This window comes from Actinomadura graeca (assembly GCF_019175365.1).
GTDB classification, from domain to species: domain Bacteria; phylum Actinomycetota; class Actinomycetes; order Streptosporangiales; family Streptosporangiaceae; genus Spirillospora; species Spirillospora graeca.
Genome location: NZ_CP059572.1, coordinates 6,438,754 through 6,462,840, shown reverse-complemented (window position 1 = coordinate 6,462,840; position 24,087 = coordinate 6,438,754). Strand labels below are relative to the sequence as shown.

At 73.2% G+C, this 24,087-nt stretch carries 18 protein-coding genes; 9 read left to right on the top strand and 9 right to left on the bottom strand.

The window, feature by feature from the left end; translation table 11 throughout:
• The first annotated feature begins 97 nt into the window (after positions 1 to 97).
• The 4 genes from AGRA3207_RS28640 to AGRA3207_RS28625 all read left to right on the top strand — a co-directional run bounded on the left by AGRA3207_RS28640 (position 98) and on the right by AGRA3207_RS28625 (position 4,367).
• A complete protein-coding gene (locus AGRA3207_RS28640; RefSeq protein ID WP_420830797.1) occupies positions 98 to 1,156 on the top strand; it encodes an ABC transporter substrate-binding protein in 1,059 nt (352 codons plus the stop codon).
• Positions 1,153 to 1,947, top strand: a complete 795-nt coding sequence (locus tag AGRA3207_RS28635; RefSeq protein WP_231330141.1) for an ABC transporter ATP-binding protein — start codon at positions 1,153 to 1,155, stop codon at positions 1,945 to 1,947. The genes AGRA3207_RS28640 and AGRA3207_RS28635 overlap by 4 nt, the downstream gene beginning before the upstream one ends.
• The gene (locus AGRA3207_RS28630; RefSeq protein ID WP_231330139.1) at positions 1,937 to 2,839 is read left to right on the top strand and encodes an ABC transporter permease; all 903 of its coding nucleotides are present in this window, start codon (positions 1,937 to 1,939) and stop codon (positions 2,837 to 2,839) included. Before AGRA3207_RS28635 ends, AGRA3207_RS28630 begins: the two co-directional genes overlap by 11 nt.
• Positions 2,840 to 2,915: 76 nt before the next feature.
• The gene (locus AGRA3207_RS28625; RefSeq protein ID WP_231330138.1) at positions 2,916 to 4,367 is read left to right on the top strand and encodes a sensor histidine kinase; all 1,452 of its coding nucleotides are present in this window, start codon (positions 2,916 to 2,918) and stop codon (positions 4,365 to 4,367) included.
• A gap of 273 nt (positions 4,368 to 4,640) precedes the next feature.
• On the opposite strand, the gene AGRA3207_RS28620 is transcribed toward AGRA3207_RS28625, so the two are convergent.
• The 6 genes from AGRA3207_RS28620 to mfd form a co-directional block, all read right to left on the bottom strand.
• A complete protein-coding gene (locus AGRA3207_RS28620; RefSeq protein WP_231330137.1) occupies positions 4,641 to 4,850 on the bottom strand; it encodes a hypothetical protein in 210 nt (69 codons plus the stop codon).
• 8 nt (positions 4,851 to 4,858) lie between these two features.
• A complete protein-coding gene (locus AGRA3207_RS28615) occupies positions 4,859 to 5,803 on the bottom strand; it encodes an NADP-dependent oxidoreductase (RefSeq protein WP_231330135.1) in 945 nt (314 codons plus the stop codon).
• Between the two features lie 101 nt (positions 5,804 to 5,904).
• Complete coding sequence (locus tag AGRA3207_RS28610; RefSeq protein WP_231330133.1) at positions 5,905 to 8,418, bottom strand: penicillin-binding protein; 2,514 nt, start codon at positions 8,416 to 8,418, stop codon at positions 5,905 to 5,907.
• Between the two features lie 70 nt (positions 8,419 to 8,488).
• Positions 8,489 to 9,502 carry a nucleoside triphosphate pyrophosphohydrolase gene (locus tag AGRA3207_RS28605; protein WP_231330132.1) on the bottom strand — a complete coding sequence of 338 codons (1,014 nt, stop codon included), beginning with the start codon at positions 9,500 to 9,502 and terminating at the stop codon, positions 8,489 to 8,491.
• Positions 9,499 to 10,167, bottom strand: a complete 669-nt coding sequence (locus AGRA3207_RS28600) for a SurA N-terminal domain-containing protein (RefSeq protein WP_231330131.1) — start codon at positions 10,165 to 10,167, stop codon at positions 9,499 to 9,501. The genes AGRA3207_RS28605 and AGRA3207_RS28600 overlap by 4 nt, the downstream gene beginning before the upstream one ends.
• Before the next feature lie 54 nt (positions 10,168 to 10,221).
• On the bottom strand, positions 10,222 to 13,755 hold the full coding sequence (gene mfd / locus AGRA3207_RS28595; protein WP_231330129.1) for a transcription-repair coupling factor: 3,534 nt from the start codon (positions 13,753 to 13,755) through the stop codon (positions 10,222 to 10,224).
• A gap of 221 nt (positions 13,756 to 13,976) precedes the next feature.
• On the opposite strand from mfd, the gene AGRA3207_RS28590 reads away from it, so the two are divergent.
• The 3 genes from AGRA3207_RS28590 (at position 13,977) to AGRA3207_RS28580 (ending at position 17,762) form a co-directional block, all read left to right on the top strand.
• The gene (locus AGRA3207_RS28590) at positions 13,977 to 15,044 is read left to right on the top strand and encodes a class I SAM-dependent methyltransferase (RefSeq protein WP_231330127.1); all 1,068 of its coding nucleotides are present in this window, start codon (positions 13,977 to 13,979) and stop codon (positions 15,042 to 15,044) included.
• Positions 15,045 to 15,196: 152 nt separating this feature from the next.
• Positions 15,197 to 16,669: an adenylyl-sulfate kinase gene (gene cysC / locus AGRA3207_RS28585; RefSeq protein ID WP_231330125.1), complete on the top strand. Its 1,473-nt coding sequence runs from the start codon at positions 15,197 to 15,199 to the stop codon at positions 16,667 to 16,669.
• A gap of 160 nt (positions 16,670 to 16,829) precedes the next feature.
• Positions 16,830 to 17,762 (top strand): sulfite exporter TauE/SafE family protein, encoded by a 933-nt coding sequence (locus AGRA3207_RS28580; RefSeq protein ID WP_231330123.1) that lies wholly within the window; start codon positions 16,830 to 16,832, stop codon positions 17,760 to 17,762.
• Here the strand turns inward: AGRA3207_RS28580 and AGRA3207_RS28575 are convergent.
• Genes AGRA3207_RS28575 through AGRA3207_RS28565 form a run of 3 tightly spaced genes read right to left on the bottom strand, consistent with a single transcriptional unit; the run spans position 17,739 to position 21,768 of the window.
• Positions 17,739 to 19,043 carry a polysaccharide biosynthesis protein gene (locus AGRA3207_RS28575; RefSeq protein WP_231330122.1) on the bottom strand — a complete coding sequence of 435 codons (1,305 nt, stop codon included), beginning with the start codon at positions 19,041 to 19,043 and terminating at the stop codon, positions 17,739 to 17,741. The two genes, AGRA3207_RS28580 and AGRA3207_RS28575, sit on opposite strands and share 24 nt — an antisense overlap.
• A 23-nt stretch (positions 19,044 to 19,066) precedes the next feature.
• A complete protein-coding gene (locus tag AGRA3207_RS28570; RefSeq protein WP_231330121.1) occupies positions 19,067 to 20,602 on the bottom strand; it encodes a hypothetical protein in 1,536 nt (511 codons plus the stop codon).
• 14 nt (positions 20,603 to 20,616) lie between these two features.
• A complete protein-coding gene (locus tag AGRA3207_RS28565) occupies positions 20,617 to 21,768 on the bottom strand; it encodes a glycosyltransferase family 4 protein (RefSeq protein ID WP_231330120.1) in 1,152 nt (383 codons plus the stop codon).
• A gap of 216 nt (positions 21,769 to 21,984) precedes the next feature.
• Here AGRA3207_RS28565 and AGRA3207_RS28560 point away from each other — a divergent pair, with 216 nt between their 5' ends.
• Together AGRA3207_RS28560 and AGRA3207_RS28555 are read left to right on the top strand one after the other, a co-directional pair.
• Positions 21,985 to 23,064, top strand: a complete 1,080-nt coding sequence (locus tag AGRA3207_RS28560) for a glycosyltransferase (RefSeq protein ID WP_231330118.1) — start codon at positions 21,985 to 21,987, stop codon at positions 23,062 to 23,064.
• A gap of 10 nt (positions 23,065 to 23,074) precedes the next feature.
• A complete protein-coding gene (locus AGRA3207_RS28555; protein WP_231330117.1) occupies positions 23,075 to 24,046 on the top strand; it encodes a phosphotransferase in 972 nt (323 codons plus the stop codon).
• Positions 24,047 to 24,087: the final 41 nt, after the last annotated feature.

Sequence of the window (24,087 nt, the reverse complement as noted above, 5' to 3'; positions counted from 1 at the left end):
GCGGCTGTTACGAAACCGTTCCGGGCAAGCGACTTGACGAAGGTATTGCCGACCTTATCTACTGTTCACGTCAAACCGACCTGAGAAGTAGGAAAACATGACATTGCATCGCAGACTCGGCGGACGCATCGCCGCGGTGGCACTGGCCGTTCTCACGGGGGCGGGGACGCTCAGTGCATGCGGCGATGACGACGGCGGCTCCGGCGGCTCCGGTGCGGCGACCCAGCTCAAGCTGGGGTACTTCCCCAATATCACCCACGCCACCGCCCTGGTGGGCGTGGAGAAGGGGATCTTCACGAAGCACCTCGGCACCGCGCCCAAGACGGCGACGTTCAACGCGGGGCCCGCGGCGGTGGAGGCGCTGTTCTCCGGTGCGATCGACGCCACATTCGTGGGGCCGAATCCGGCCATCAACGCATGGGCCAAATCACACGGGAAGGCCGTCCACATCATCTCCGGCGCCGCCTCCGGCGGTGTCTCGCTGGTCGTCAAGCCCGGGATCAAGGGCGTCCAGGATCTCAAGGGCAAGAAGATCGCCACGCCGCAGCTCGGCAACACGCAGGACGTGGCGATCCGCTACTGGCTGAAGAAGAACGGCCTCACCGCGAACAAGGACGGCAGCGGCGACGTGAAGGTCGTCCCGCAGGAGAACTCGCAGACGCTCCAGACCTTCGCCCAGGGCACCATCGACGGCGCGTGGGTCCCCGAGCCGTTCGCCTCCCGGCTCATCCTGGAGAGCAAGGGCAAGAAGCTGGTCGACGAGAAGACGCTCTGGCCCGGCGGCAAGTTCGTCATCACGAACCTGCTGGTCAGCCAGAAGTTCGAGAAGGCGCACCCGGACCTTGTGAAGAAGCTCCTCCAGGGCGTGGTGGAGAGCAGCGACTTCATCAACCAGAACCCGGCAGAGGCCAAGACCGTCGTCAACTCCGCCCTCGGCAAGCTGAGCGGCAAGCCGCTCAAGCCGGAGGTCCTCGACTCGGCGTTCAAGGAGATCCAGTTCACGACCGACCCGGTCGCGGGCTCGCTGTTCGCCGGGGCCCAGCACGCCGAGGAGATCGGCCTGCTGGAGAAGACCGACCTGAACGGCATCTACAACCTCACCCCCCTCAACGAGGTGCTCAAGGCGAGCGGGAAGGCACAGGTCAGCGACAAATGACAGCGGCCACGGCGGTCCGCCTCAGTGAAGTGTCGAAGGCGTTCGGAGCCGGCAAGGCATCCCTGCTGGCCCTGGACCAGGTCTCTCTGGACGTGGCGCCCGGCGAGTTCGTGTGCCTGCTCGGTGCCTCCGGGTGCGGCAAGAGCACGCTGCTCAACCTGGTCGCCGACCTCGACCGTCCGAGCGCGGGGACGATCGACAAGAACGGTGCGCGCGTCGCGCTCATGTTCCAGGAACCGGCCCTGTTCCCGTGGCTGACCGTCACGGGGAACCTGGAGCTGGCCCTGAAGATGCGCGGGGTGCCGCGCCAGGACCGCCGTGGCCGGGCCGCCGAACTGCTGGACTCGGTGCACCTCGGCGGGTTCGCCAAGAGGCGCCCGCACGAGCTGTCCGGCGGGATGCGGCAGCGGGTCGCGCTGGCCCGCGCGCTGGCCCTGACCGTCGAGGCGGACAAGGCGGCGAAGGAGGCGGAGGGGTCCGGCGGCACCGTCCTGCTGATGGACGAGCCGTTCGGCGCCCTGGACGCCATGACCCGCGACCTGCTGCACGACGAGATCGAGCGGATCTGGCGGACGCGCGGCCTGACCGTGCTGTTCGTCACCCACAACGTGCGGGAGGCGGTGCGGCTGGGCGACCGGGTCGTGCTGCTCAGCAGCCGCCCCGGCCGGGTCGTGGAGGAGTTCCCCGTCCCCATGGAACGTCCCCGCAGGATCGACGCGACCGACGTGGCCGCGCTCGCGTCGACCATCACCAACCGGCTGCGCGAGGAGGTCGGCCGCCATGGCGCATGACGTGAAGTCCCACAGCGCACCCGCCCCCGAGGTGACGGCGCCCGGCGGGAACCTCGACCGGGAGATCGCCGGGCTGGACGCCCTGGAACTCGGCGGCGGCACGTCGCGCCGGGTGCTCCAGCGGGTCTGGTCGGCGACGTGGCCGATGGTCAGCGCCATCCTCATCGCCATCGCCGCCTGGCAGATCGTGGTGTGGAGCGGCTGGAAGGAGCCGTGGGTCCTGCCGGGGCCGGCCGACACCCTGCCGGTCTTCAAGGACCAGATCACCAGCTCCCGCTTCTGGGACGCGGTGGCGCTGACGATGCAGCGGGCCCTCGTCGGGTTCGCGCTCGCCGTCGCGATCGGCGTGCTGATCGGCGCGCTGGTGTCGCAGTTCCGGGTGCTGCGCCGGGCGTTCGGGTCACTGATCACCGGCCTCCAGACGATGCCGTCGATCGCGTGGTTCCCCCTCGCGATCCTGCTGTTCCAGCTCAGCGAGAGCGCGATCCTGTTCGTGGTGGTGCTCGGCGCCGCCCCGTCCATCGCCAACGGGCTGATCGCGGGCGTCGACTACACGCCGCCGATCCTGCTGCGCGCCGGGAAGGTGATGGGCCTGCGGGGCCTGAACCTGTACCGGCACCTGATCATGCCGGCGTCGCTGCCGTCGTTCGTGGCGGGCCTGAAGCAGGGCTGGGCGTTCGCCTGGCGCAGCCTGATGGCGGGCGAGCTGCTGGTCATCATCGGCGACACGACCTCGCTCGGTGTGCTGCTCTCGCAGGCCAGGGAGCTGAACAACACCGCCGACATGATCTCGTACATGATCGTCATCCTGATCATCGGCATCCTGATCGACCAGCTGTTCGGCTTCGTGGACCGCTCGATCCGCACCCGCTGGGGCGTCGACCAGGACTGAACGATCTTTTTACCCCCCGACCACGGTCGCGTTTGCCCCGCTCTGGCAAGAAAGAACGGGTAGTGGCATACGCACTGTGGAGGTCGCCATCCCTGTCCGGCGCCGCCGGTCCCTCGGGGTCCTGACCCGCCGGATCTGGCAGGTCGCGCTCCGGCACCCGGAGATCCGCGTCCGGGTGACGCTGTCGGCGGTCCTCTCGGCACTCGTGCTGTCCACGGCGCTGTACGTGGTCCTGCTGGCGGTGGTCCGCCGGCAGGTGGCCAACGACATCGTGGACGACCTGTCCCGCGAGGGCCGCCGCATCGGCACGCTGCTCCACACCGAGACGCTCGGCCCGCGCCTGTCCTCCGCCTACGTCCGGCGCGTGCAGATCCAGGACGGCGAGGGCCAGGTGATCGCCGCCAGCCGCCCCATGGAGGGGCGGCCCCCGGTCCGCTTCCCCGCCCCGGAGGGCGACGCCCGGCGCGCCGGCCGCAGCTGCAAAGTGGACGCGCCGGGCGGGCACTGCTTCCTCGTCGTCGTGACCCGGGAGGGCGTGGGGCAGGACCAGCGCCTCGTCTACACGCTGGCGCCCGAGCCGGGACTGCTGCCGCGGCCGCTGCTGGCGGGCCTGCTGGCGCTCGGCATCCCGGTCATCATCGGGCTGGTGGGCTGGGGCACCTGGATGTCGGCGAGCCGCACCCTGCGCCCGGTCGAGGCGATCCGCCGCGAGCTGGACGAGATCACCGCCACCGACCTGGAGCGCCGGGTGCCGGTGCCGCCCCGCCGCGACGAGGTGGCGCTGCTCGCCCGCAGCGTCAACGCGACCCTCGACCGGCTGGAGAAGGCGGTCGCACGGCAGCGCGCGTTCGTCTCCGACGTCTCCCACGAGCTGCGCAGCCCCCTCACCGGGCTCCGGATGGAACTGGAACTGGCCCTGTCCGCCCCGGACGCCACCGACCTGCCCGAGACGCTCCGGGCGATCCTCGACAACACCGACCGGCTCACCGCCGTGGTGGACGACCTGCTCGCCCTCGCGCGGCTGGAGGCCGACAGGGACTTCGCACGCGAGACGGTGGACCTGACCGAGCTGGTGGACCAGGAGGTCCTGCGGCGCCCCCGCCGCGCGCAGGTGACCGTCCTGTCGGAGGGTCCGGTGCGGGTCAACGGCGGCCGCAACGAGCTGGCCCGGCTCCTGACCAACCTGATCGACAACGCCGACCGGCACGCCGAGAGCGCCGTCACGGTGATCGTGGGCACGGCGCTGCCCGCGATCGCGCTGGTCGAGGTGATCGACGACGGCATCGGCATCGCCCCCGAGGACCGCGAGCGGGTCTTCGAGCGCTTCACCCGGCTCGCCGAGGGCCAGCACCGCGACGCCGGCGGCACCGGGCTCGGCCTCGCCATCTCCCGCGACATCGCCGAGGCCCACGGCGGCACCCTCGCCCTGACCGACCGCGCCGACGGCTCCCCCGGCGCCCGCTTCGTCCTGCGGCTTCCTAGGACAACCTCGGCCCAAGAACGCTCGCCTGGCGGCTCGCGTCCTTGACCGCGCTTGGGCGAGCGCGACATCGCTTCGCGATCATCCCGTCGGGGCTCGCCTCCGGCTTCGCCCCGACGGGCTGGTAGCGCGCTCGCGTGACAGCTGAGGTCACTCGCTTCCGTGTGAGAGTTCTTGTGGGCCGAGGCGCTAGGCCGTGTTCCAACGTCCCGGCTCGCTATGTCACCGGTCCTGGGCGAACGCGGCATCACTTTGCGATCTGCCCGGCTCCGCCCGCCTTCGGCTTCGCGGCGCCTGGCAAGTCACGCGTTCCGACAGGCGCTAGCCGAGTTCGGTGAGTTCGTCTTCTAGGCGCTGGCGCTCGGCCTCCAGGACTTCGATCTGACCGGCCAGTTCCTCGCGGGCGGCCAGGTCCTGGCCGCCGTCCACGAAGTCGCGGGGGGCCTCGGGGGGTGGCGTGAGATCCGCGCGCAGGCGGGCGAGGTCCTCGTCGATCACGCGGAGCCTGTCCCTTCTCTCGGCGTCGTTCATGGTCCTCCTCAGATGCGGATGACGGTCTTGCCGCGCGCGCCGCCCACCCGGTTGTCCGCCAGTGCCTCGGGCGCCCGTTCCAGCGGCACCTCGCGCTCGATCATGACGCGCAGCGTGCCCGCGTCGATGAGGTCGGAAACACGCTCCAGCAGCGCGGCGGTCGGCTTGCCCTGGAAGTTGATGCCGCGGATCTCCTGGGCCGCCATCGAGTCGGGGTTCACCGACCACGTGGTGCTGAGGTAGGTCCCGCCCGGGCGGAGCAGCCGCGCGAGCGTCTCGATGCGGGCGGTGTCGCTGACCATGTCCAGCACGACGTCGACGCCGTCGGAGTGCGCGGCGAGGACCTGCTCGTTGAGGTCGCCCGCCGAGTGGTCGACGGTCTCGGACGCGCCGAGCCGCCGCATGGTCTCCGTCATGTCGGCGCGGGCCGTGGCGATCACCTTGGCGCCGGTGGCGGCGGCGAGCTGCACCACGGCCTGGCCGACGCCGCCGGTCGCGCCCACGACCAGGACGGTCTGCCCGGTGTCGACGTGCGCGGCCTCGACGAGCTCCAGCGCGCTCATGCACGCCGTCGGCACCGCCGCGGCCTGTGTGTAGATCATGCCCTCGGGCATCCGCGCGACCGGGCCGTCCTCGGCGGCCAGGGTGTACTCGGCGTAGGTGCCGAGCCCGCGCGTGACGCCGAAGAAGGAGCCGTAGACCTGCTCGCCGTGGCGCAGCCGGGTCACGCCCTCGCCGGCCTCGTCCACGACGCCCGCGCCGTCCAGGCCGAGGACGAGCGGGAACGTGGCGTCGACGTCGTCCTTGAGCGCGCCGTCGGCGACCTTCCAGTCGAGCGGGTTGAGACCGGCGGCGACCAGCTTCACCAGGATCTCCCCCGGGCCGGGCTCCGGCCGCGGCACGCGCGTCAGCGCTGGCGTCGCGCCGTATTCGGACACGGCGATGGCTCGCATGTCGATCGTTCCCCCCGATCGGATCCATCGGGGCGCAATGCCCCGGAACCCGATCTACCCGACCTCCGGACGATCACACGGCCGAGCAGGGAAAGGGCAGGTCAGGCGGGGTTCTCGCGCTGGTCGGGCGGGGTTCCCGCGAGGTCGGGCGGCGTGGTCGGCGAAGGGAAGTCCGGTGGCACCGGGACCTGCTCGCCGCCACCGCCGCCACGGGGGTCGCGGGGACCGCGGGGCCCGGGGCCGCTGCTCGGACGCAGCGTGATGGTGTCGCCCGGCTCGGCGGAACCGGCGGCCGGGGACGTCTCCGCGACCGTGCCCTTCTTGTACCTGTCCGACTTGACCGGCGGGCCGAGGCGGACCTTGAAGCCCGCGCCGCGCAGGCGGACGACCGCCTCGCGCAGCCTCATGCCGCGGACGTCCGGCACCCGCACCCTGTCCTCGCCCGAGCCCCTGCTGAAGAAGTGGTCGGGCGGGCGGTGGAAGGAGCCGGCGGAGGTCTCCGACAGCGCCCCGGACATGCTCTGCTGCCAGATCGGCGCGGGGATCGTCGCCCCGAAGACCGCGCCGTAGCAGCGGCCGTCCATGCAGAGGTTCTCCATGGGGTACCGGTAGCCGCCGCGCGGATCGCCGACCCACACGGCCGCCGCCAGCTCGGGGGTGTACCCGGCGAACCAGGCGGCGGAGAAGTTGTCCACGGTGCCGGTCTTGCCCGCCGCGGGACGGCCGAGCCCGAGGCCCTTCGCCGTGCCCTTGGTGAGGACGCCGCTCAGCACGTAGTTCACCGCGTCCGCGACGCCCTTGTCGATCGCCTGCCGGCAGTCGGCGCCGGGGACCTTCATCTTGCGTCCGGACGCGACGGTGACCTGCGTGATCGCGATCGGCGCGCAGTAGCGGCCCCGGGCGCCGAACGCCGCGTAGGCCGCGGCGAGCCGCAGCGGCGAGACCGGGTTGAACCCGAGCGTGAACGACGGGTACTGCTCCAGCGCCTGGCCGTTGGCCTGCCGCATCCCGAGCCGCTCGGCCATCTTGACCGTCTCGCACAGCCCGACCTTCCGCTCCAGCGCCAGGAAGAAGGTGTTGACCGAATGGTGCGTTCCGGTGACGAGGCTGAAGGTCCTGCCGCCCTCCCCGTCGGCGGAGTTGCGCAGCTCGCTGTCGGGGTCGTTGCGGGCCTTGCCGTCGCAGTCCCGGTAGCCGACGGGCGTGAAGCTGCTCGGTGCCAGCAGCCGGGTGCCGAACGGCAGGCCCTCGTCCAGCGCGGCGGCGAGCGTGAACGCCTTGAACGTGGACCCGGCCTGCATGCCGATGCTGGACCCGTGGCTGGCGTCGGCGGCGAAGTTGATCCAGGTCTTGCCGCGCTCGCGGTCCGGGCCGAGCGCGCGGTCCACGACCAGCGCCTTGATCTTGCCTGTGCCGGGCTCGACCATCGCCTCGGCGGCGGCCTTGTGGGCGGAGTTGCGGCGCGGGACGTGCGCGTCCACGGCGCGCTGCGCGGCCCGCTGCGCATGCCGGTCCAGGGTGGTCCGGATCGTGAGCCCGCCGCGTTTGAGCAGCTTCTCCCGCTCCTGCGGGGTGGCGCCGAACACGGTGCTGGTGAGGATCTCCCGCTGGACGTAGTCGCAGAAGAACGGCGCCGAGCTGGTCACGCATCCGCTCTGGACGTGCTGCACGCGCAGCCCGATGGGCTCCCGGACGGCGGCCTCCGCGGCGTCCTTGTCGAGCCAGCCGAGCTCGGCCATCCGGCGCAGCACGATGTCGCGGCGCTCGCGGGCCGCGCCCGGGTGGTGGACGGGGTCGTAGGCGTAGGGGTAGCGGATGACGCCGGCGAGCAGCGCCGCCTCGCCGAGCTCCAGCTTGGACGCGGGCTTGGAGAAGTAGTGCCGGGCCGCGGCCTCGATGCCGTACGCGCCGTCGCCGTAGTAGGCGATGTTGAGGTAGCGGCGGAGGATCTCGTCCTTGGAGTAGCGCTTCTCCAGCGCCACCGCGTACCGCAGCTCGCGGATCTTGCGGGCGGCGGAGACCTCCTTGGCGGCGCGCACCTCGGCGGCGGACTCGGCGGTGGTGAGCAGCAGGTTCTTGACGTACTGCTGGGTGATGCCGGATCCGCCCTGCGTCACCTGGCCGTTGGACAGGTTGCTCGCGAGCGCGCGCAGCGTCCCCTGGGAGTCGATGGCGCCGTGCTGGTAGAAGCGGCTGTCCTCGATGGCGAGGATGGCGCGCCTGGCGACGGGGGCGATCCGGTCCAGCGGGACGTCCACGCGGTTCTGGTAGAAGAACGTCGCGAGGACGGAACCGTCGGCGGCGAGGATCCGGGAGCGCTGCGGGACGCCGGAGGTCGTCAGGCCGTCGGGCTCGCTCTCGAACCAGCCGGCCGCGTCGCGGGCGCCGACACCGGCGGTGCAGGCGGTGGGGAGCAGCATCAGGGCGACGAGCACGCCCGCGAGCCCGCCCAGCGCACCAAGGCCGCGGAGCGCGCGCGCCTTCTCTGCGCGCGTCGTCGTCGCGGCGAACACCCGGCGCCGGCGGCGTCCTTGTAAGGGGCCGCGCCCCGGAGGGAGACGCCGCCCCAGTGAGGGGATGGCGTCCCCGCCGTCGCTTTCCGCCTCGTTCGGCACGCGCCTAGGGTAGACGTGCGTTCCCCGCCAGACCACCCCATCCGCGATCTTTCGGGTTATATCCCCCGAATCAGGCGTCTCGCTCGCGTCGTTCCCAGGCTCGGACACGATCGCGGAATACCCGCGATACCGCGCGCAACTCGGCCTCCGGATCAACGCCCCGCCCGACCGCCTCCCGGACCAGGCCGAAAAGCCGTATCCCCAGGTCGTTCCCGGTGTCGGCGCCGTTCCCCGCAGCGGGACCGGCCCCGTTCCCCGACGCCTCCCCGGGCTCGGGCCCGGCCGGCGCGCCGATCCGCGCGGCCCGCCGCTGGAGCTGTGCCGCGAGCGACAGCGCGGGCTGCCCCATCGGGACCCCGTCCAGCGCCGACGCCTCCTCGCCGCTGCGCTCCGCCCGCTCGGCCGCCTTGATCTGCTCCCAGTTGGCGTTCACCTCGTCCGCGCCGGAGACCGTCACGTCCCCGAACACGTGCGGATGGCGGCGGACGAGCTTGTCGACGATCCCGCCCGCCACGTCGTCGATGGTGAACGCCGTCTCGTCGTCGCGCTCGGCGGCCACCACCGAGTGGAACGCCACCTGCATCAGCACGTCGCCGAGCTCCTCGCGCAACGCCCCGAGGTCGCCGGACTCGACGGTGTCGAGGACCTCGTACGCCTCCTCCAGCAGGTACGGGACGAGCGTCGCGTGCGTCTGCTCGCGGTCCCACGGGCAGTCGCGGCGCAGCGTCTCCATCACCGAGACGAGGTCCAGCAGGCGCGCGCCGGGCAGGTCGTACGACCCGTGCAGCACCTCCACGTCCAGCGGGTCGTCCACGACGAGCGCGCCGATCTCGCGCATCAGCCCCTCGTCGCCCTCGGGGGCCGCCACCCACACGACGTCCCCGCGCCGCGCCGCCGCGACCAGCGCGGCCGCGTCCGGCTCGTCCGGCTCCTCGGGGACGACCCCGGCCTCGCGCAGGTAGGGCAGCAGCGGGTGGCCGGCGCGCGCCAGGACGCGCGCGCCCGAGCGGAGCACGTCCCACGCCTTCCAGGTCAGCAGTCCGGGCGCCACCCGGTGGGTGGTGGCGAGCAGGGTCAGGCTCATGTGCGGCCGATACCCGATTCCGGCGTCGACAGCCGGTACAGGACCGGCCCGACGTTCCCCTTGACCGGGTCGAACGTCCCGTACCGGGGATTGACCTCGATGTGCATGCCGTCGGCCGTGCTGCGGAACAGCTCGTTCCAGCGCTTCCCTGCCGCCGCGGTCTGGAGGCTCTGCGGGTTGCCGTCCGCGCCGAGCCGCTGCATGACGAGCCGCTGCGTCGCGATGAAGCGGGCGAGTTCGCGGGTCCTGTCCCGGGGCAACCCGCTCGCCAGCGTGATCGACCCGGCGCCGCCCTTCTCGTTGAGCAGGTCGACGGCCTGGTCGGTCTGCCCCTCGGGCACCGCCACGCCCTGGGTCCGCGCCATCTTCTCGGCGACGCGGAAGTTGACCAGCAGCGTCAGCGCGTCCCGCAGGTCCGACTCGCCCGACTCCGAGCCCATCCCGTCGGCCGGGTTGATCGACCCGGCCCGCATCCGGTTGGCCAGCGGGTCGTCCTTGAACTGCTCCCGCCAGTCCCGGACGGTCTGGCTGAGCGCGGTGACGGTGATGCGGTCGTCGCCGACCACGGCGGCGGTGCCCGCCTTCGGGGAGCCGCCACTACAGCCGGCCAGCGCGCCGGCCGCCACCAGGGCGGCCGCCGCGGCCTTCACGGACCTACCGAGCACGGGGACCCCATCTCGTCGCTGTCTCGTCGATGATCAATTCCGGACCGCGCCAGCCTAGACGCGGACCGGTTCGAGGAACAGTGCCTCCACCAGGTCGGTCGCCCACGCCAGCAGCTCCTGGTCGCGCAGGGGGCGGCCGCCGAGCGGCGCGGTCTTCGGCGCCGGCACCAGCAGCGTGTCCGTCGCCGGTTTGAGGATGCTCTTCGGGTACAGGCGCTGCAACCTGACCTGCTTGGAGTCGGGCAGGCTCACGGGCGTGAACTTGACGAACGTGCCCTGGAGGGTGACGTCGGTGAGCCCCGCCCGGCGGGCCTTGGCGCGGAACCGCGCCACCTCAAGCAGGTTCAGGACGGGCACGGGCAGCGGCCCGAAGCGGTCCTTCAGCTCCTCGTGCACGCCCTCGATCTCGTCCTCGGACGTGATGGCGGCGATACGGCGGTAGGCGTCCAGGCGGAGCCGCTCCCCCGGCACGTACTCGTGCGGCAGGTGCGCGTCCACGGGCAGCTCGACCTTGGTCTCGACGGCCTCCGGCTCGCCGCCGCCCTCCTTCAGCTCCCGGACGGCCTCCCCCACCATCCGTACATAGAGGTCGAACCCGACTCCGGCCACGTGCCCGGACTGCTCGGCGCCGAGGATGTTGCCCGCGCCGCGGATCTCCAGGTCCTTCATCGCCACGTACATCCCCGCACCGACCTCGGTATGCTGCGCCAGCGTCGCGAGCCGCTCGTGCGCGGTCTCGGTCAGCGGCTGCTCCGGCTGGTACAGGAAATAGGCGTACGCGCGCTCCCGCCCGCGGCCGACCCGCCCCCGCAGCTGGTGGAGCTGCGACAGCCCGTACATGTCGGCGCGGTCGACGATCAGCGTGTTGGCGTTCGGCACGTCCAGCCCGGACTCCACGATCGTGGTCGCGACCAGGACGTCATAGTTCTTCTCCCAGAAGTCGACCATGACGCGTTCCAGCTCGTGCTCGTTCATCTGGCCGTGCGCGACCGCGACGCGCGCCTCCGGGACGAGCTTCGCCAGGTTCGCCGCGACCTTGTCGATCGACCGGACCCGGTTGTGCACGAAGAACACCTGGCCCTCGCGCAGCAGCTCCCGCCGGATCGCCGCGGCGATCTGCTTCTCCTCGTAAGGCCCGACGAACGTCAGGACGGGGTGCCGCTCCTCGGGCGGGGTGAGGATCGTCGACATCTCCCGGATCCCGGTGAGCCCCATCTCCAGCGTCCGCGGGATCGGCGTCGCGGACATGGCGAGCACGTCCACCTGCGTCCGCAGCCGCTTCAGCTCCTCCTTGTGCTCGACGCCGAACCGCTGCTCCTCGTCGATGATCACCAGGCCGAGGTTCTTGAACCGGGTCTGCGACGACAGGATGCGGTGCGTCCCCACCACCACGTCCACCGCGCCCTCCGACAGCCCGCGCAGCGTCTCGCCGATCTCGCCGTCGGTCTGGAACCGGCTCATCGGCTTCACCACGACGGGGAAGGGCCCGAACCGCTCGGAGAACGTGGACAGGTGCTGCTGGACGAGCAGCGTCGTCGGGACGAGCACCGCGACCTGCTTGCCGTCCTGGACGGCCTTGAACGCCGCCCGCACCGCGATCTCGGTCTTGCCGTAGCCGACGTCGCCGCAGATCAGCCGGTCCATCGGGACGGGCTTCTCCATGTCGCCCTTCACCTCGTCGATGGCGGCGAGCTGGTCGGGCGTCTCCACGTAGGGGAAGGCGTCCTCCAGTTCCCGCTGCCACGGGGTGTCGGCGCCGAACGGGTGCCCGGGGCTCGCCATCCGCGCCGAGTACAGCCGGATCAGCTCCCCCGCGATCTGCTTGACCGCCCTGCGGGCCCGGGACTTGGCCTTCTGCCAGTCGGCGCCGCCGAGCCGGTGCAGGCTCGGCGCCTCGCCGCCGACGTAGCGGGTCAGCTCCTCCAGCTGGTCGGTCGGGACGAACAGCCGGTCGCTCTTGGCGTACTCCAGGATCAGGTACTCGCGGGTGGCGCCCTGCACCGTCCGGCTGACCATCTCCACGTACCGGCCCACGCCGTGCTGCTCGTGGACGACGTAGTCGCCCGGCTTGAGCTGGAGCGGGTCGATGCCGCCGCGCCGCCGCGACGGCATCCGCCGCATGTCCTTGGTCGAGGACCGCTGCCCCGACAGGTCCGTCTCGGTCAGCACCGCGAGCTTGGCCGACTCCCACGCGAAGCCGTTCTCCAGCAGCCCGGTCGCGACGGTGACCAGCGACGGCTCCGGCGGCCCCGGGAGGTCGGCGAGCCGCGCGCCGAGGCCCTCCTCCCCCATGAGCTGGACGAGCCGCTCCGCGGGCCCGTGCCCGGCGGTGACCATCACGACGTGCCAGCCGCCGTCGATCCAGCCCTTGACGTCCCCGACCACGCGGGAGGTGTCGCCCCGGTACGCCTCAGCGGGCTGGACCCCCAGGTTGAGGGCGTCCCCTTCCGGGTTGAGGGCTGTCACGCTCCAGCGGGGCAGGCCCAGCTCCACGCTGTGGGCGCGGACGTCCTCCAGCGTCCGGAACGCGGCGGCGCCCAGGTCGATGGGCGCCTCGCCTCCGGCGGCCGCGTTGACCCAGCTCGCCTCCAGGAACTCCTGGCTCGTCCGGACGAGCTCGACCGCGCGGGTCCGGATCCGCTCCGGCTCGCAGACCAGCAGCACCGACCCCTCGGGCAGCAGGTCGGTCAGCAGCTCCATGCTCTCGGCGAGGACGGGCGAGAACGCCTCCATCCCCTCGACGGTGTCCCCGTCGGCGATCCGGCCGAGGATCTCCTCCAGCGCCGGATGCTCGGACGCCAGCCGCCGGGCGCGCCCGCGCACCTCCTCGGTCAGCGGCAGCTCCCGGCACGGCGGAGCCCACAGCCCGTCCCGCGCCACTTCGAGGGAGCGCTGGTCCGCCGCCTTGAAGTAGCGGATCTCCTCGACGGTGTCGCCCCAGAACTCCACCCGCAGCGGATGCTCCTCGGTGGGCGGGAACACGTCCAGGATCCCGCCGCGCACCGCGATCTCGCCGCGCTTCTCCACCAGGTCGACGCGGTGGTAGCCGGCGTCCACCAGCCGCCGGACGGCGTCGTCCATCTCGGCGTCCTCGCCCGAGGACAGCCGCACCGGCTCCAGGTCGGCCAGCCCGGACACGATCGGCTGGAGCACCGCCCGGATCGGCGTCACGACCACGTCCAGGCCGCCGCCCCGCCCGGGGCCCGCCCCCGCCTCGCGGGCCGGGTCCCCGGCGCCGGGGTGGACGAGCCGCCGCAGCACCGCGAGCCGCTGCCCGACGGTGTCCGAGCGCGGCGACAGCTTCTCGTGCGGAAGCGTCTCCCACGCCGGGAAGTGCGCCACGCGGCCGGGGTCGAGCAGGCTCGACAGCGCCGCGGTGAGGTCTTCGGCCTCGCGGCCCGTCGCGGTGACCGCGAGCACCACGCCGCGCCGCCCCGCCGGGGCGCCCGTGGCACGGCTCAGCGCCGCGGCCAGGATCGGCCACAGTGCGGGCGGCGCGACGACCTCGTGGTCGGTCCGCGCGCGCTCCAGCGCGCGCGCCAGCCCGGGGTCGGTGCACGCAAGGTCGACAAGTCCGTTGAGCGTCATTTCGCCAGCTACCCGATCCGCCCCTCAGGGGGCCGCTCCGGCTGTCCCGCCGGTTCCCGCGCGAGCCCCCCGTCCGGTCTCAGGGCAGCCCGAAGTACCGGAATCCCAGCGGATCCCGGTGCCGGATACCAGGGTACGCGTCCCTCGGGGCGCGACACGACGCCACCCAAGAATGGGCAAATAGCGGACACAGCGCAGTCGGGCGATTACGCTGCGAGACTGTGACCGATCTGCGTACGCCGCCGGTCAGCGACGGCGATCTCTTCTCCGAACGCGCCCGCCAGTACGCCCTCGAGAAGCCCCTGCAGCGGATCCACATCCTGGAAGCGGGGTGCGGCTGGGGGGCGGGGCTGGAGCTCGGCGACCGCGACCGCCAGGTCACGGGCGTCGACCTGGAGTCCCCCGAACTGCGCGCCCACACCTGCGAGCGCACCGATCTCGACACCTGGTACCTGGGCGATCTGCGCACGGTGCCGATGCCGCCGCGCGCCTTCGACGTCGTGCACGCCTCGTACCTGATCGAGCGCGTCCCGCACGCCGAGCTCGTCCTCGACCGGTTCGTCGCGGCGCTGAAGCCCGGCGGGCTGCTGCTGGTCCACCTGCGCGACCGCAACACCGCCTTCGGGTTCCTCGACCGGCACCTCCCCCGGTGGATGCACGCGTCCGGCCGCCGCAGGAAGTCACGCGCCGTCCGGGCGGCCCGGGCCGCCCGCGGCGCGCACGCCCGCGTCGCCTACCCCGCCACCGATTCCGCCGCCGATTCCGCCGCCGGCGCGGACACGCCCGCCCAGCCGCCCCCGGTGACGTCCGCCGGGGCACTCGCCGCCCGGACGGAGCCGGGCCCGCGCCCCGAGGCCCGCCGAACCGCCGAACCGCCCGCCCGGCAGGACCCCGCCCGGCAGGAGGCGCCGCCGCCCGCCGGGTTCCCTCCGCGGCCCGAGGACGAGCCGTCCACGCGGCGCCCGGAGCCGCGGCGGCGGCACCGGGCCGCGGCCAAGGACGCCGACGCCCGCTCCGCGCGGGCCAGGATCGCCCACCCGCCCCGCGCGGTCTACGACCGGGTCGCGTCCCGGCAGGGCATGCAGTGGTACTGCGTGATGCGCGGGCTGGTCGTCGCCGAGGAGTACACCTCCCGGCAGGCCATCGACGCCCTCGGGGCCGGAACCGGCCTCGCCGACCTGCTGTGCCGCCTCGTCTCGGCGTTCAGCCGCGGACGCCTCACCGCAGACCACAGCGAGGTCACGCTGGTCATCCGCAAACCGGAGAACCGGTTCGCCAGGGTCATCTGAGCCGCCCGGCCCGGGGCGGGGATGCGCCCACCGGCGCCCCCGCAGTATTTTCTCCTGGTGGGACGGGGCGCGGGGTGGCGTCCGCGTGCACACGACACTGGCACATGACACGGATCGGCCCGGCCGCGCGCCGGGCGGGATCGGAGACTGCGGTGACCGCCGACACCGGCCTACCCGACACGCTGCGCGACCTGCCCGCCTGGACGCCGGACGCGCGCGAGCTGGCCGACATGGAACTCGTCCTGGCCGGGGTGTACCGGCCGCTGACCGGGTTCCTCGGCTCGTTCGACACGGCGATGGTCATCGCCGGCGGGCGGCTCTCGGACGGGACGCCCTGGCCGGTGCCCGTCACGCTGGCGGTCCCGAAGGAGCTCACCGACCACGAGCGGATCGTCCTCCAGGACCCGGAGGGCGTGCCGCTGGCGGTGCTCCGGGTCACCGAGACATGGCAGGACCCCACGGACGGCGGGTGGCGGCTCGCGGGGCCCCTGGAGGCTCTCCGCGCGCCCGCGCACGGACCGTTCCACGGCCTGCGCCGCCGTCCCGACGAGGTCGAGCCCGGCGAGGGCCCCCTGCTCGCCGTCGCCACCGGCGAGCCCCTGCACCGCAAGCAGCTCGGGCAGCTGCGCCAGGTCGCCGAGCGGCTCGGCGCCCGCGTCCTGGTCCTGCCGCTGCTGAGCGGGGAGCACGATGAGTCGCTCGTCCGCGCGCTGCTGGGGGTGCGCAAGGAGCTGCCCGAGGGCGCCCGGATCATCCCCGTTCCGCTGCCCGCGCGCGGCGACGACCCGGACCGTGACGTCCTCCTGCACGCCCACGTCGCCGCCGCCTACGGCGCCACCCACCTGCTCGCCGACCGGGAGGTGGACGGCACCGCGATCCCCGTGGCCGTCCCCGAGCCGTGGGCCTACGACGCCGACGTGGAGGTCTGGCGGCCCGTCGCGCGGATCGAGCCCGACCACGTCCAGGCGGAGCTGACGCCCGAGCGGCTGGGCGAGCTGCTGGACGCCGGGGAGCCCGTCCCCGACTGGTTCACCCCGCCCGCCGTCGCCGCCGAGCTGGCGCTGGCGCGCCCGCCCAAGCACTCGCGCGGCATCACGGTGTTCTTCACCGGCCTGTCGGGGTCGGGCAAGTCCACGGTCGCGCGCGGGCTCGCCGACGCGCTGGTCGAGCGCGGCGGCCGGACGGTCACGCTGCTGGACGGGGACGTCGTGCGGCGGCTGCTGTCGGCCGGGCTGACGTTCTCGCGCGCCGACCGCGACGCCAACATCCGGCGGATCGGCTTCGTCGCCGCGGAGATCACCCGGCACGGCGGGGTCGCGATCTGCGCGCCGATCGCGCCGTACGCGGCGACCCGCGCCGAGGTGCGCCGCATGGTGTCGGCCGCCGGGGACTTCGTGCTGGTGCACGTCGCGACCCCGCTGGAGGAGTGCGAGCGCCGCGACCGCAAGGGCCTGTACGCCAAGGCGCGGGCGGGCCTGATCCCCGAGTTCACCGGCATTTCCGACCCCTACGAGACGCCCGACGACGCCGACCTGACGCTGGACACTTCCCGGACGACGCCCGAGGAGGCGGTCGCGCGCGTCCTGGACCTGCTCGTCGAGGGCGGCTGGGTCAGGCCGGAGTAGCGTCCGGGCCACCCCCAGGAGACCGGGCCGTCCTGGGGGCGCCCTGTCGGGCATGCACGATCTTCGTCCCCGTTTATCCCGCGTCACCCGGGTTACCGCCGTGATACGACGTCCTTTAAGGTATTAGGGGTTTTTCCGATATAGCTGGTAGGTCATGGCGATGGACTTCGATTGGACGATGGCGGGCGGCTCCTTCCTGGTCGCGATCGTCGTCGGGCTGACCGGGATGGGCGGCGGCGCCCTGATGACGCCGATGCTCGTGACGTTCTTCGGCGTGAGCCCGCTCGCGGCGGTCTCCAGCGACCTCGTGGCCGCGGCCGTGATGAAGCCCGTCGGCAGCGCCGTCCACTACCGCCAGGGCACGATCAACATGCGGCTGGTCGGCTGGCTCTGCCTCGGCTCGGTGCCCGCCGCGTTCTCCGGCGTGCTGCTCGCCCGCGCGATCGGGCACGGCGCGCGGGTCGAGGACGTCATCAGCAAGGCGATGGGCGTCGCCCTGCTCATCGCGGCGGCCGGGCTGGTCGTGCGCGGCTACCTGGCCCACCGGGCACGCTCCGGCGCGGACCCCGCGGACGGCGGCACGCCCGAGATCACGATCCGGCCGGTGCCGACCGTGCTGGTCGGCCTCGTCGGCGGCCTGGTGGTCGGGATCACCTCGGTCGGCTCCGGATCGCTGATCATCGTCGCGCTGCTGGCCCTGTACCCGGCGCTCAAGGCCAACCAGCTCGTCGGCACGGACCTGCTCCAGGCGGTCCCGCTGGTGTTCGCCGCCGCGCTCGGCCACCTGCTGTTCGGCGACTTCCGGATGGAGGTCACCGCCGCGCTGCTCGTCGGCTCGGTCCCCGGCGTCTACCTCGGCTCGAAGGTCTCCTCCCGCGCCCCCGGCGGCCTGATCCGCCGCGTCCTCGCACTGGTGCTGGTCGCGTCGGCGCTGAAGATGTTCGGCCTCGGCGCGGTGCCGCTGGCCTGGACCATGGTCACGCTGGCCTCCGCGACCGTGGCCTTCTGGCTCGTCCAGCGCTCCCGGTCCACCCGGGCCGGGGACGGCGGGGACGCGGCGCGGGACGCCTCAGCCGACCAGCTCGTCCACTGACCCCTGCTCCGGGTGGGGGGCCGGCGGCCGCTCCTCCGGGACGGGGTCGGTCCTGCGCAGCGTCCGCCACAGCATCGCCGCCGAGACCAACCCGCCCGCGCCCAGGCAGTAGGGGGCGATGGACGCGTGGCCCGGATCGGTGATCAGCAGCACCAGCAGGACCACCAGCCCGCTCGCGCTCTCCACCCCGCGGACGGTGAACACGGCCCTGGACATCTTCCGGGCCGTCGCCAGGCTGGCCAGCGGCAGTGTGCACGCGAAGCAGACCGCGTAGACGCCCCAGCCGACCAGCGCCACCCGGTCCACCGCGAACGACCCGCCGGTGACCAGCGGGCCGAGCCAGTCGACCAGCAGGATCCCCGCCAGGCTCATCACCAGCGCGATCACCGACAGCAGCACGCAGACGCGCACCGCCCGGCGGGCGGGCATGGGCTCACCGGTGCGCTCGGCCTTGGCGAAGTCGCCGAGCAGGAACCCGCCGGCGCCGTTGACGAACGTCAGCGCCGGCGCCAGCAGCAGCCGCGCCGCCTCGATCCCGGCCAGCGCGGCGGTCGACGCGAACGCGGCGATCATGACGCGGGCGAGCAGCAGCGACCCCGGCCGCAGCCCCGCCTGCACCGACCGCCACACGGCGAACCCGGCGATCTCCCGGAACGCGGTGCCGCGCATCGGGGCCAGGGCGTACTCGGGCGCCGGCAGCCGCAGCCGGGCCAGCACGATGGAGACCGCGCAGCCAGCGCACATCGCGGCCAGCATCAGCTCCAGCGAGGCGGCCGCCCCGAGGGCCAGCGCGCCGCCGAGGGTTCCGAGCGTCACCACCAGGTAGGAGGTGTCGTTGAGGGCCAGCCGCCAGAACTCCATCCGCGCGGTGAAGATCCGCCGCCCGGTCTCGTTGAGCAGCCAGAGCGCCACCAGCAGCGCGAACATCCCGATCCCGGCCGGGCCCGCGAGGCCCATCACCGCGGTGACGGCCGCGCCCGCCACCGCGCCCGCGCCGACCGTGACGCACACCGACAGCAGCAGCGCGCCCCGGATGCGCGGGTCGAACCGGTCGAACACGGTGAGGCTGTCGCCCACCCAGCTCGTCTGCACCGCCGTGATCATGACGAGGACGGACACGAACAGCGCGTAGGCGCCGTACCCGGAGGGGCCGACCGTCCGCGCGCACAGCGCCTGGACGACCAGGCTGCCGCCCGCCGTGACGAACTGGACGGTGACCGCGCCGCCCGCCGACGCCAGCAGCCGGCCCGCCTTGCCGCGGAGCCCTCCGGCCCCGCCCACGCCCCGCCCTGAAGGGGCCTGGTTCACCTGTCCACGTCGTAGTGCATCAGGGACGTGTCGCCTTTTCCCTTGCCGGACCCGCTGCCCTGCTCCGGCTTCCCCGAGGAGGGCTTGCCGGAGGAGGACTTGCCGGAGGACGAGGTCCCGGAGGAGGGGCCCTTGCCGCCGAGGAGGGACGCCGGGTCCTCGGCGGTGCGGGTCGGGTCGCCCCCGCCGTCCGCCCACAGGTCGACGGGCAGGTCGGAGGCCGGGCCCTTCTCAGGGTCGGACGGGGTCTCACCGGGCGGGGGCTTGGCGCGGGTGCCCTTGCCGCGCGGAGCCTTGCCCGGCGTGGACGATCCGCTGCCGCCGCCCCGCGTCCCCCGGGACCCCGACCCCGAGGAGCCCGACCCGTTGAGCCGGGACCTGCCCCGGTCGCCGGACGGGGCCGGGGCCGGGGGCGGCGGAGTCGCCGGCGCCGTCGCCGGGACGGCCTGCGTCGCGGACGCGGACGGCGTGGCGGGGACCGAACGGGAGCGGTGCGTGCCCCGTCCCCGCCCGGACGACGGCGCGGCGGACTCCTCGGGCCGCTCGCGCAGCGCGTCGCGTCCCTCGGGCGGCAGCCCGCCCACCCGCACGTCGGAGATGTGCCTGCGGCCCTGGTAGGACCGCCCGGCGGGAAGCTCCGGGACCTCCGCGGGCCCCTGGCCGCCGCCGAGTGCCAAGCCGGGCGCGGCCGGCGCGCCGCCGAGGTCGGGGAGCGGCCCGTCGGCGGCCACCGGACCGCCCGCGGGCCGCCGCGGACGGGCCGACGCCCGCAGGAACGACACGACGCACGCGATGATCACGCCGAGGGCGAGGCCGATCGCCCCGTTCTGCGGCAGCTTGCTGGGCGTCGGCGCCGACGGGTCTGCGGTGTCGAGGAACTGGACGCCGTCGTTGGTCTTGGACCGGGCCGACAGCAGCCCGCTCTCCTCGGACTGGAGCTTGGTGAGCTGCGCGGCGAGCAGCCGGTAGGAGCGGCTCCCGGCCTGGGTCAGTTCCATGTCCTGCGTGACCTTGGTCTGCAGGGACTTGATGCTCTTGATCTGCTCGTCCAGCTTGCCGGTGTTGGTGGAGATCGTCACGTCCTGGTACGCCTGCAGGACCGAGTTGGCGATCACCGCGGCCTCGGTCATGCTCGCGCCGGTCGCGGTCACGATCACGACGCCGCCGTCCGGCTTGCTGGAGGTCTTGACCCGGCCGCGCAGCTGCTCACCGGTCAGCTTGGGGCCGCGCTTCTCCCGGACGAGCTGGGCCGCGCGGGCCATCACGGGCGTGGACCCGGCGAACGCCGCCCGCTGCGCGGTGTAGGTGGCGTACCCCTGGCCGGAGACGACGCCCATCCGCAGCGCGTTGTTGTTGTTCGTCGGGTCGGTGACCGCGAACCTGGCGGTGGCCGTGGCGCTGCCGAACAGGATCTGCGTCGCCGCGACGGACGCCAGGACGCAGGCCAGCACGATGATGAGCGACATCAGCCGGTAGCGCCAGACGGCCTCGACAAGGCTGATCTCCGGGGTGGCGGGGGTCTGTGCTGTCATCGGGTGGTGAGTCCTCAGGAGGCCGGGGGCAAGGTCGCTGATGGGGCCGCGGTCAGGCCGTGCACGGCCGCGCGCAGCTCGCGGTGGTAGCGGTCCGTGCCGAACCGCAGGGCGGCGTCGGCCCTGGCCCGCTTGGCCATCGCCAGGGCGCCGTCCCAGTCGTCCAGCAGCCGGGCGACGCCGTCCGCCAGGGCGGCGGGATCGTCCGGCCGGACGACGACACCGTTGTCGCCGTCGGTGAAGATCTCGACGAGGCCCTGGGTGGCGCAGGCCACCACCGGACGCCCGGCGAGCATCGCCTCGACCGCGCCGTTCCCGAAGGATTCGACGCGCGAGGGCACGATCGCGATGTCCGCCTCGGCGAACGAATTCCAGACCGAGGAGCGGAAGCCCGCGAAGACCACGGAGCCGTCGTCACCGACCAGGGTCCTCAGCTCCTCCTCGAACCACTCGTAACCAGGGTAGACGCTGCCGACCAGTGTCAGGTTAACCTCGTACCCCCGCTGCCGCAGCAGTTGGACGGCCTTGACCCCGATGTCGGACCCCTTGCGCTGTGACAGCCGTCCCACCAGGACGATCCTGGCCGGCGGGCCCGGTTCCGCCCGCGGCGGCGCCGGCTCGTCCGGCGGCCCGTCGACGCCGTTGTAGATCATCTGGGTGCCGGAGCCGCCGACCGCGGCGGCGCTCGCCCGGCTGTTGACGACGACGGAGCGCGCGAGGCGCAGGGGCGCGTACAGCAGCGTCCGCATCGGGCGCGGCATCCCGTCCTCGGCCTCGTGGACGTGGCAGAGCGCGGGGACCCGGGCGAGCCGTCCGGCGAGCAGCCAGAACGGGAGCGTCACGGTGTTGACGTAGAGGGCGGCGGCGCGCTCGCGGCGCAGCAGCCGCCGGGCGCGGGGCAGGGCGCGGGCGGCGGCGAACATCAGCCGCACGAGCCCGGCCGGGGTCAGGTACGCCTTGCGCAGGACGGGCACCGGCAGCACGACGATCTCCGCGCCCGCGTCGCGGAGCACCGCCGACAGCGGCCCGTCCTCCGGTAGCGTGACGACGACGCGCCACTCGGCCGCGAGCCCCCGCACCGACTCGATGAAAGTCCGGTCGGAGCCGTACAGGTCGGGTGACGGGTGCGCCAGCACCACCGTGGAACGTGCGTCCCGTTCGGCCACTTGCCCTCCTCCAGGCACCCTGACCTATCCAGGGCACCAGTCTCCCGCAACCTTCAGATTAACTGTTATTTGCCACCAAGACGTGCGACGCCCCTTGCGCATAATCTGTGCGGATCGTAACGAGAGCGTCCTGCAAACAGAGTGGGGGTCAGAGTGCGCATCGCCATGGTAGGTACACGCGGAGTACCTGCGCGATACGGCGGCTTCGAAACGGCGGTGGAGGAGATAGGCAAGCGGCTCGCGGCGGGTGGCCATGAGGTGATGGTCTACTGTCGTGGCGAACGCCATCCCGAACCCGAGTACCTGGGGATGCGGCTCATCTATCTCCCCGCCATCGAGAAGAAGGTGGCCGAGACCCTCAGCCACACCGGCCTGTCGGTCCTGCACGCGTTCCGCGGCAAGATCGCCCGCGAGGGCGCCGACGTGGCGCTGGTGTTCAACGCCGCGAACGCGCCGCTGCTGCCGGTGCTGCGGACGCTGCGGATCCCGGTGGCCACGCACGTCGACGGCCTGGAGTGGAAGCGCACCAAGTGGAGCGGTACAGGCCAGCGCTACTACCGTGCCGCCGAATCCATGGCGGTGCGCTGGTCGGACGCCCTGATCGCCGACGCGGTCGGCATCCAGGAGTACTACCGCGAGAAGTTCGGCGCGGCGTCGGTGTTCATCCCCTACGGCGCGCCGATCCTCGCCTGTACCGACACCGCCAAGCTGGCGGAGGCGGGCTACGAGCCGGGCGGGTTCCACCTGGTCGTGGCACGGTTCGAACCCGAGAACCACGTGCACCTGGCCGTCGAGGGGTACCGGCGGAGCAGCGCGCGCAAGCCGCTGGTCGTCGTAGGGTCGGCCCCCTATGCCGACGAGTACACCAACCGTGTCAAAGAGCTTGCGGGCGACGATCCGCGCATCACCTTCCTCGGCGGCGTGTGGGATCAGGACCTGCTGGACGCGCTGTACGCGGGCGCGCTGACCTACGTCCACGGGCACTCGGTCGGCGGGACGAACCCGTCGCTGCTGCGCGCCATGGGGGCCGGGGCGTCCGTGCTCGCCTACGACGTGAACTTCAACCGCGAGGTGCTGGGCGAGGAGGCGGGCCGGTTCTTCGGCGACGCGGCGGAGCTCACCGAGCGGATCGAGGCGGCCGAGGCCGACCCCGGCGCCGCGGCCGACCGGGGCGACGCGGCGCGCAAGCGGGCCTCCGAGCGGTACGTCTGGGACGACGTGGCGGCCGCGTACGAGCGGCTCTGCTCCGACCTCGCCGAGCGCAGGCTCACCCGCAAGACCGTGCGCGCGAAGTGAGGAGCGGACGATGACGGAGCGTGAGAAGGCCGAGCCCGCGGGCACCCCGCCCGCGGGAGCCGGGCACGGGATGGCCACATCCGGCCACGAGTTCATCCGGCCCGGAATGGGGACCCGGAACGTCCTCATCCCGGCCCGGTCGCGGCGCGGCGCGCTCGCGGGCGTGTCGCTGATCACGCGCTCCAAGACCGTGGCGCTGGCCGCGCAGTGGGCGTTGTACGGCGCGGTCGCGGCGTTCGGGACGCGCGTCGTCCCCGGGCCGCGCGTCCGCTGGGAACCGCCGGGAGGCCCGGAGCGCTGGGAGGCGCTGGCGACCCGCGTCGGGCCGTTCGACGGGCTGGCCCTCTACGAGCGCCCGCAGGCGTCACGGACGGGGCTGGCGGCCGTCCTGCTGCGCTCGGGCAGGCCCGTGGGCTTCCTCAAGCTCCGCGACGAGCCCGGCGAGCTGGACCGCGAGGAACGGGCCCTGTCGGCGTTCCCGGGAGGCCGGGCGGAGGGGTTCCGGGTGCCGCGGGTGCTGGACCGGGGGGAGACCGCCGGCTGGCACTGGATGGTCATCGAGGCGATGCCGCCGCGGCCCGCCCGCCCGGTCCGCGGCGTCGCGCTGGAGCCGCTGCTGACGGACCTCCAGCGGCGGCTCAAGGAGGTGCTGCCCCGTCCGCAGGAGGTGCCGGCGCACTGGGTACCGATGCACGGCGACCTCACGGCGTGGAACCTGCGCCACTGCGGGCCCGGCGAGCCGTGGCTGATCGACTGGGAGGACGCCGCGTGGGCGCCGCCGGGCGCCGACCTCGTCTACTACGAGGCGACGCACACCACGGTGTTCGGCAAGCCGTCGAGCCCGGGGGCCGGCCGGGGGCACGCGGAGGCCGCGGAGTTCTGGCTGAAGCGGGTGGCGCTGCGGTCCGACGCCGACCACGACGCGCCGATGAAGGCGCGGCTGAGCGAGGTGCTGCGGTCCCTGGGCCCGCACGTCCCCTGAGAGACGGCGCCTGTGCTGCGGGCCCGCGGCCGCTGAGCGGC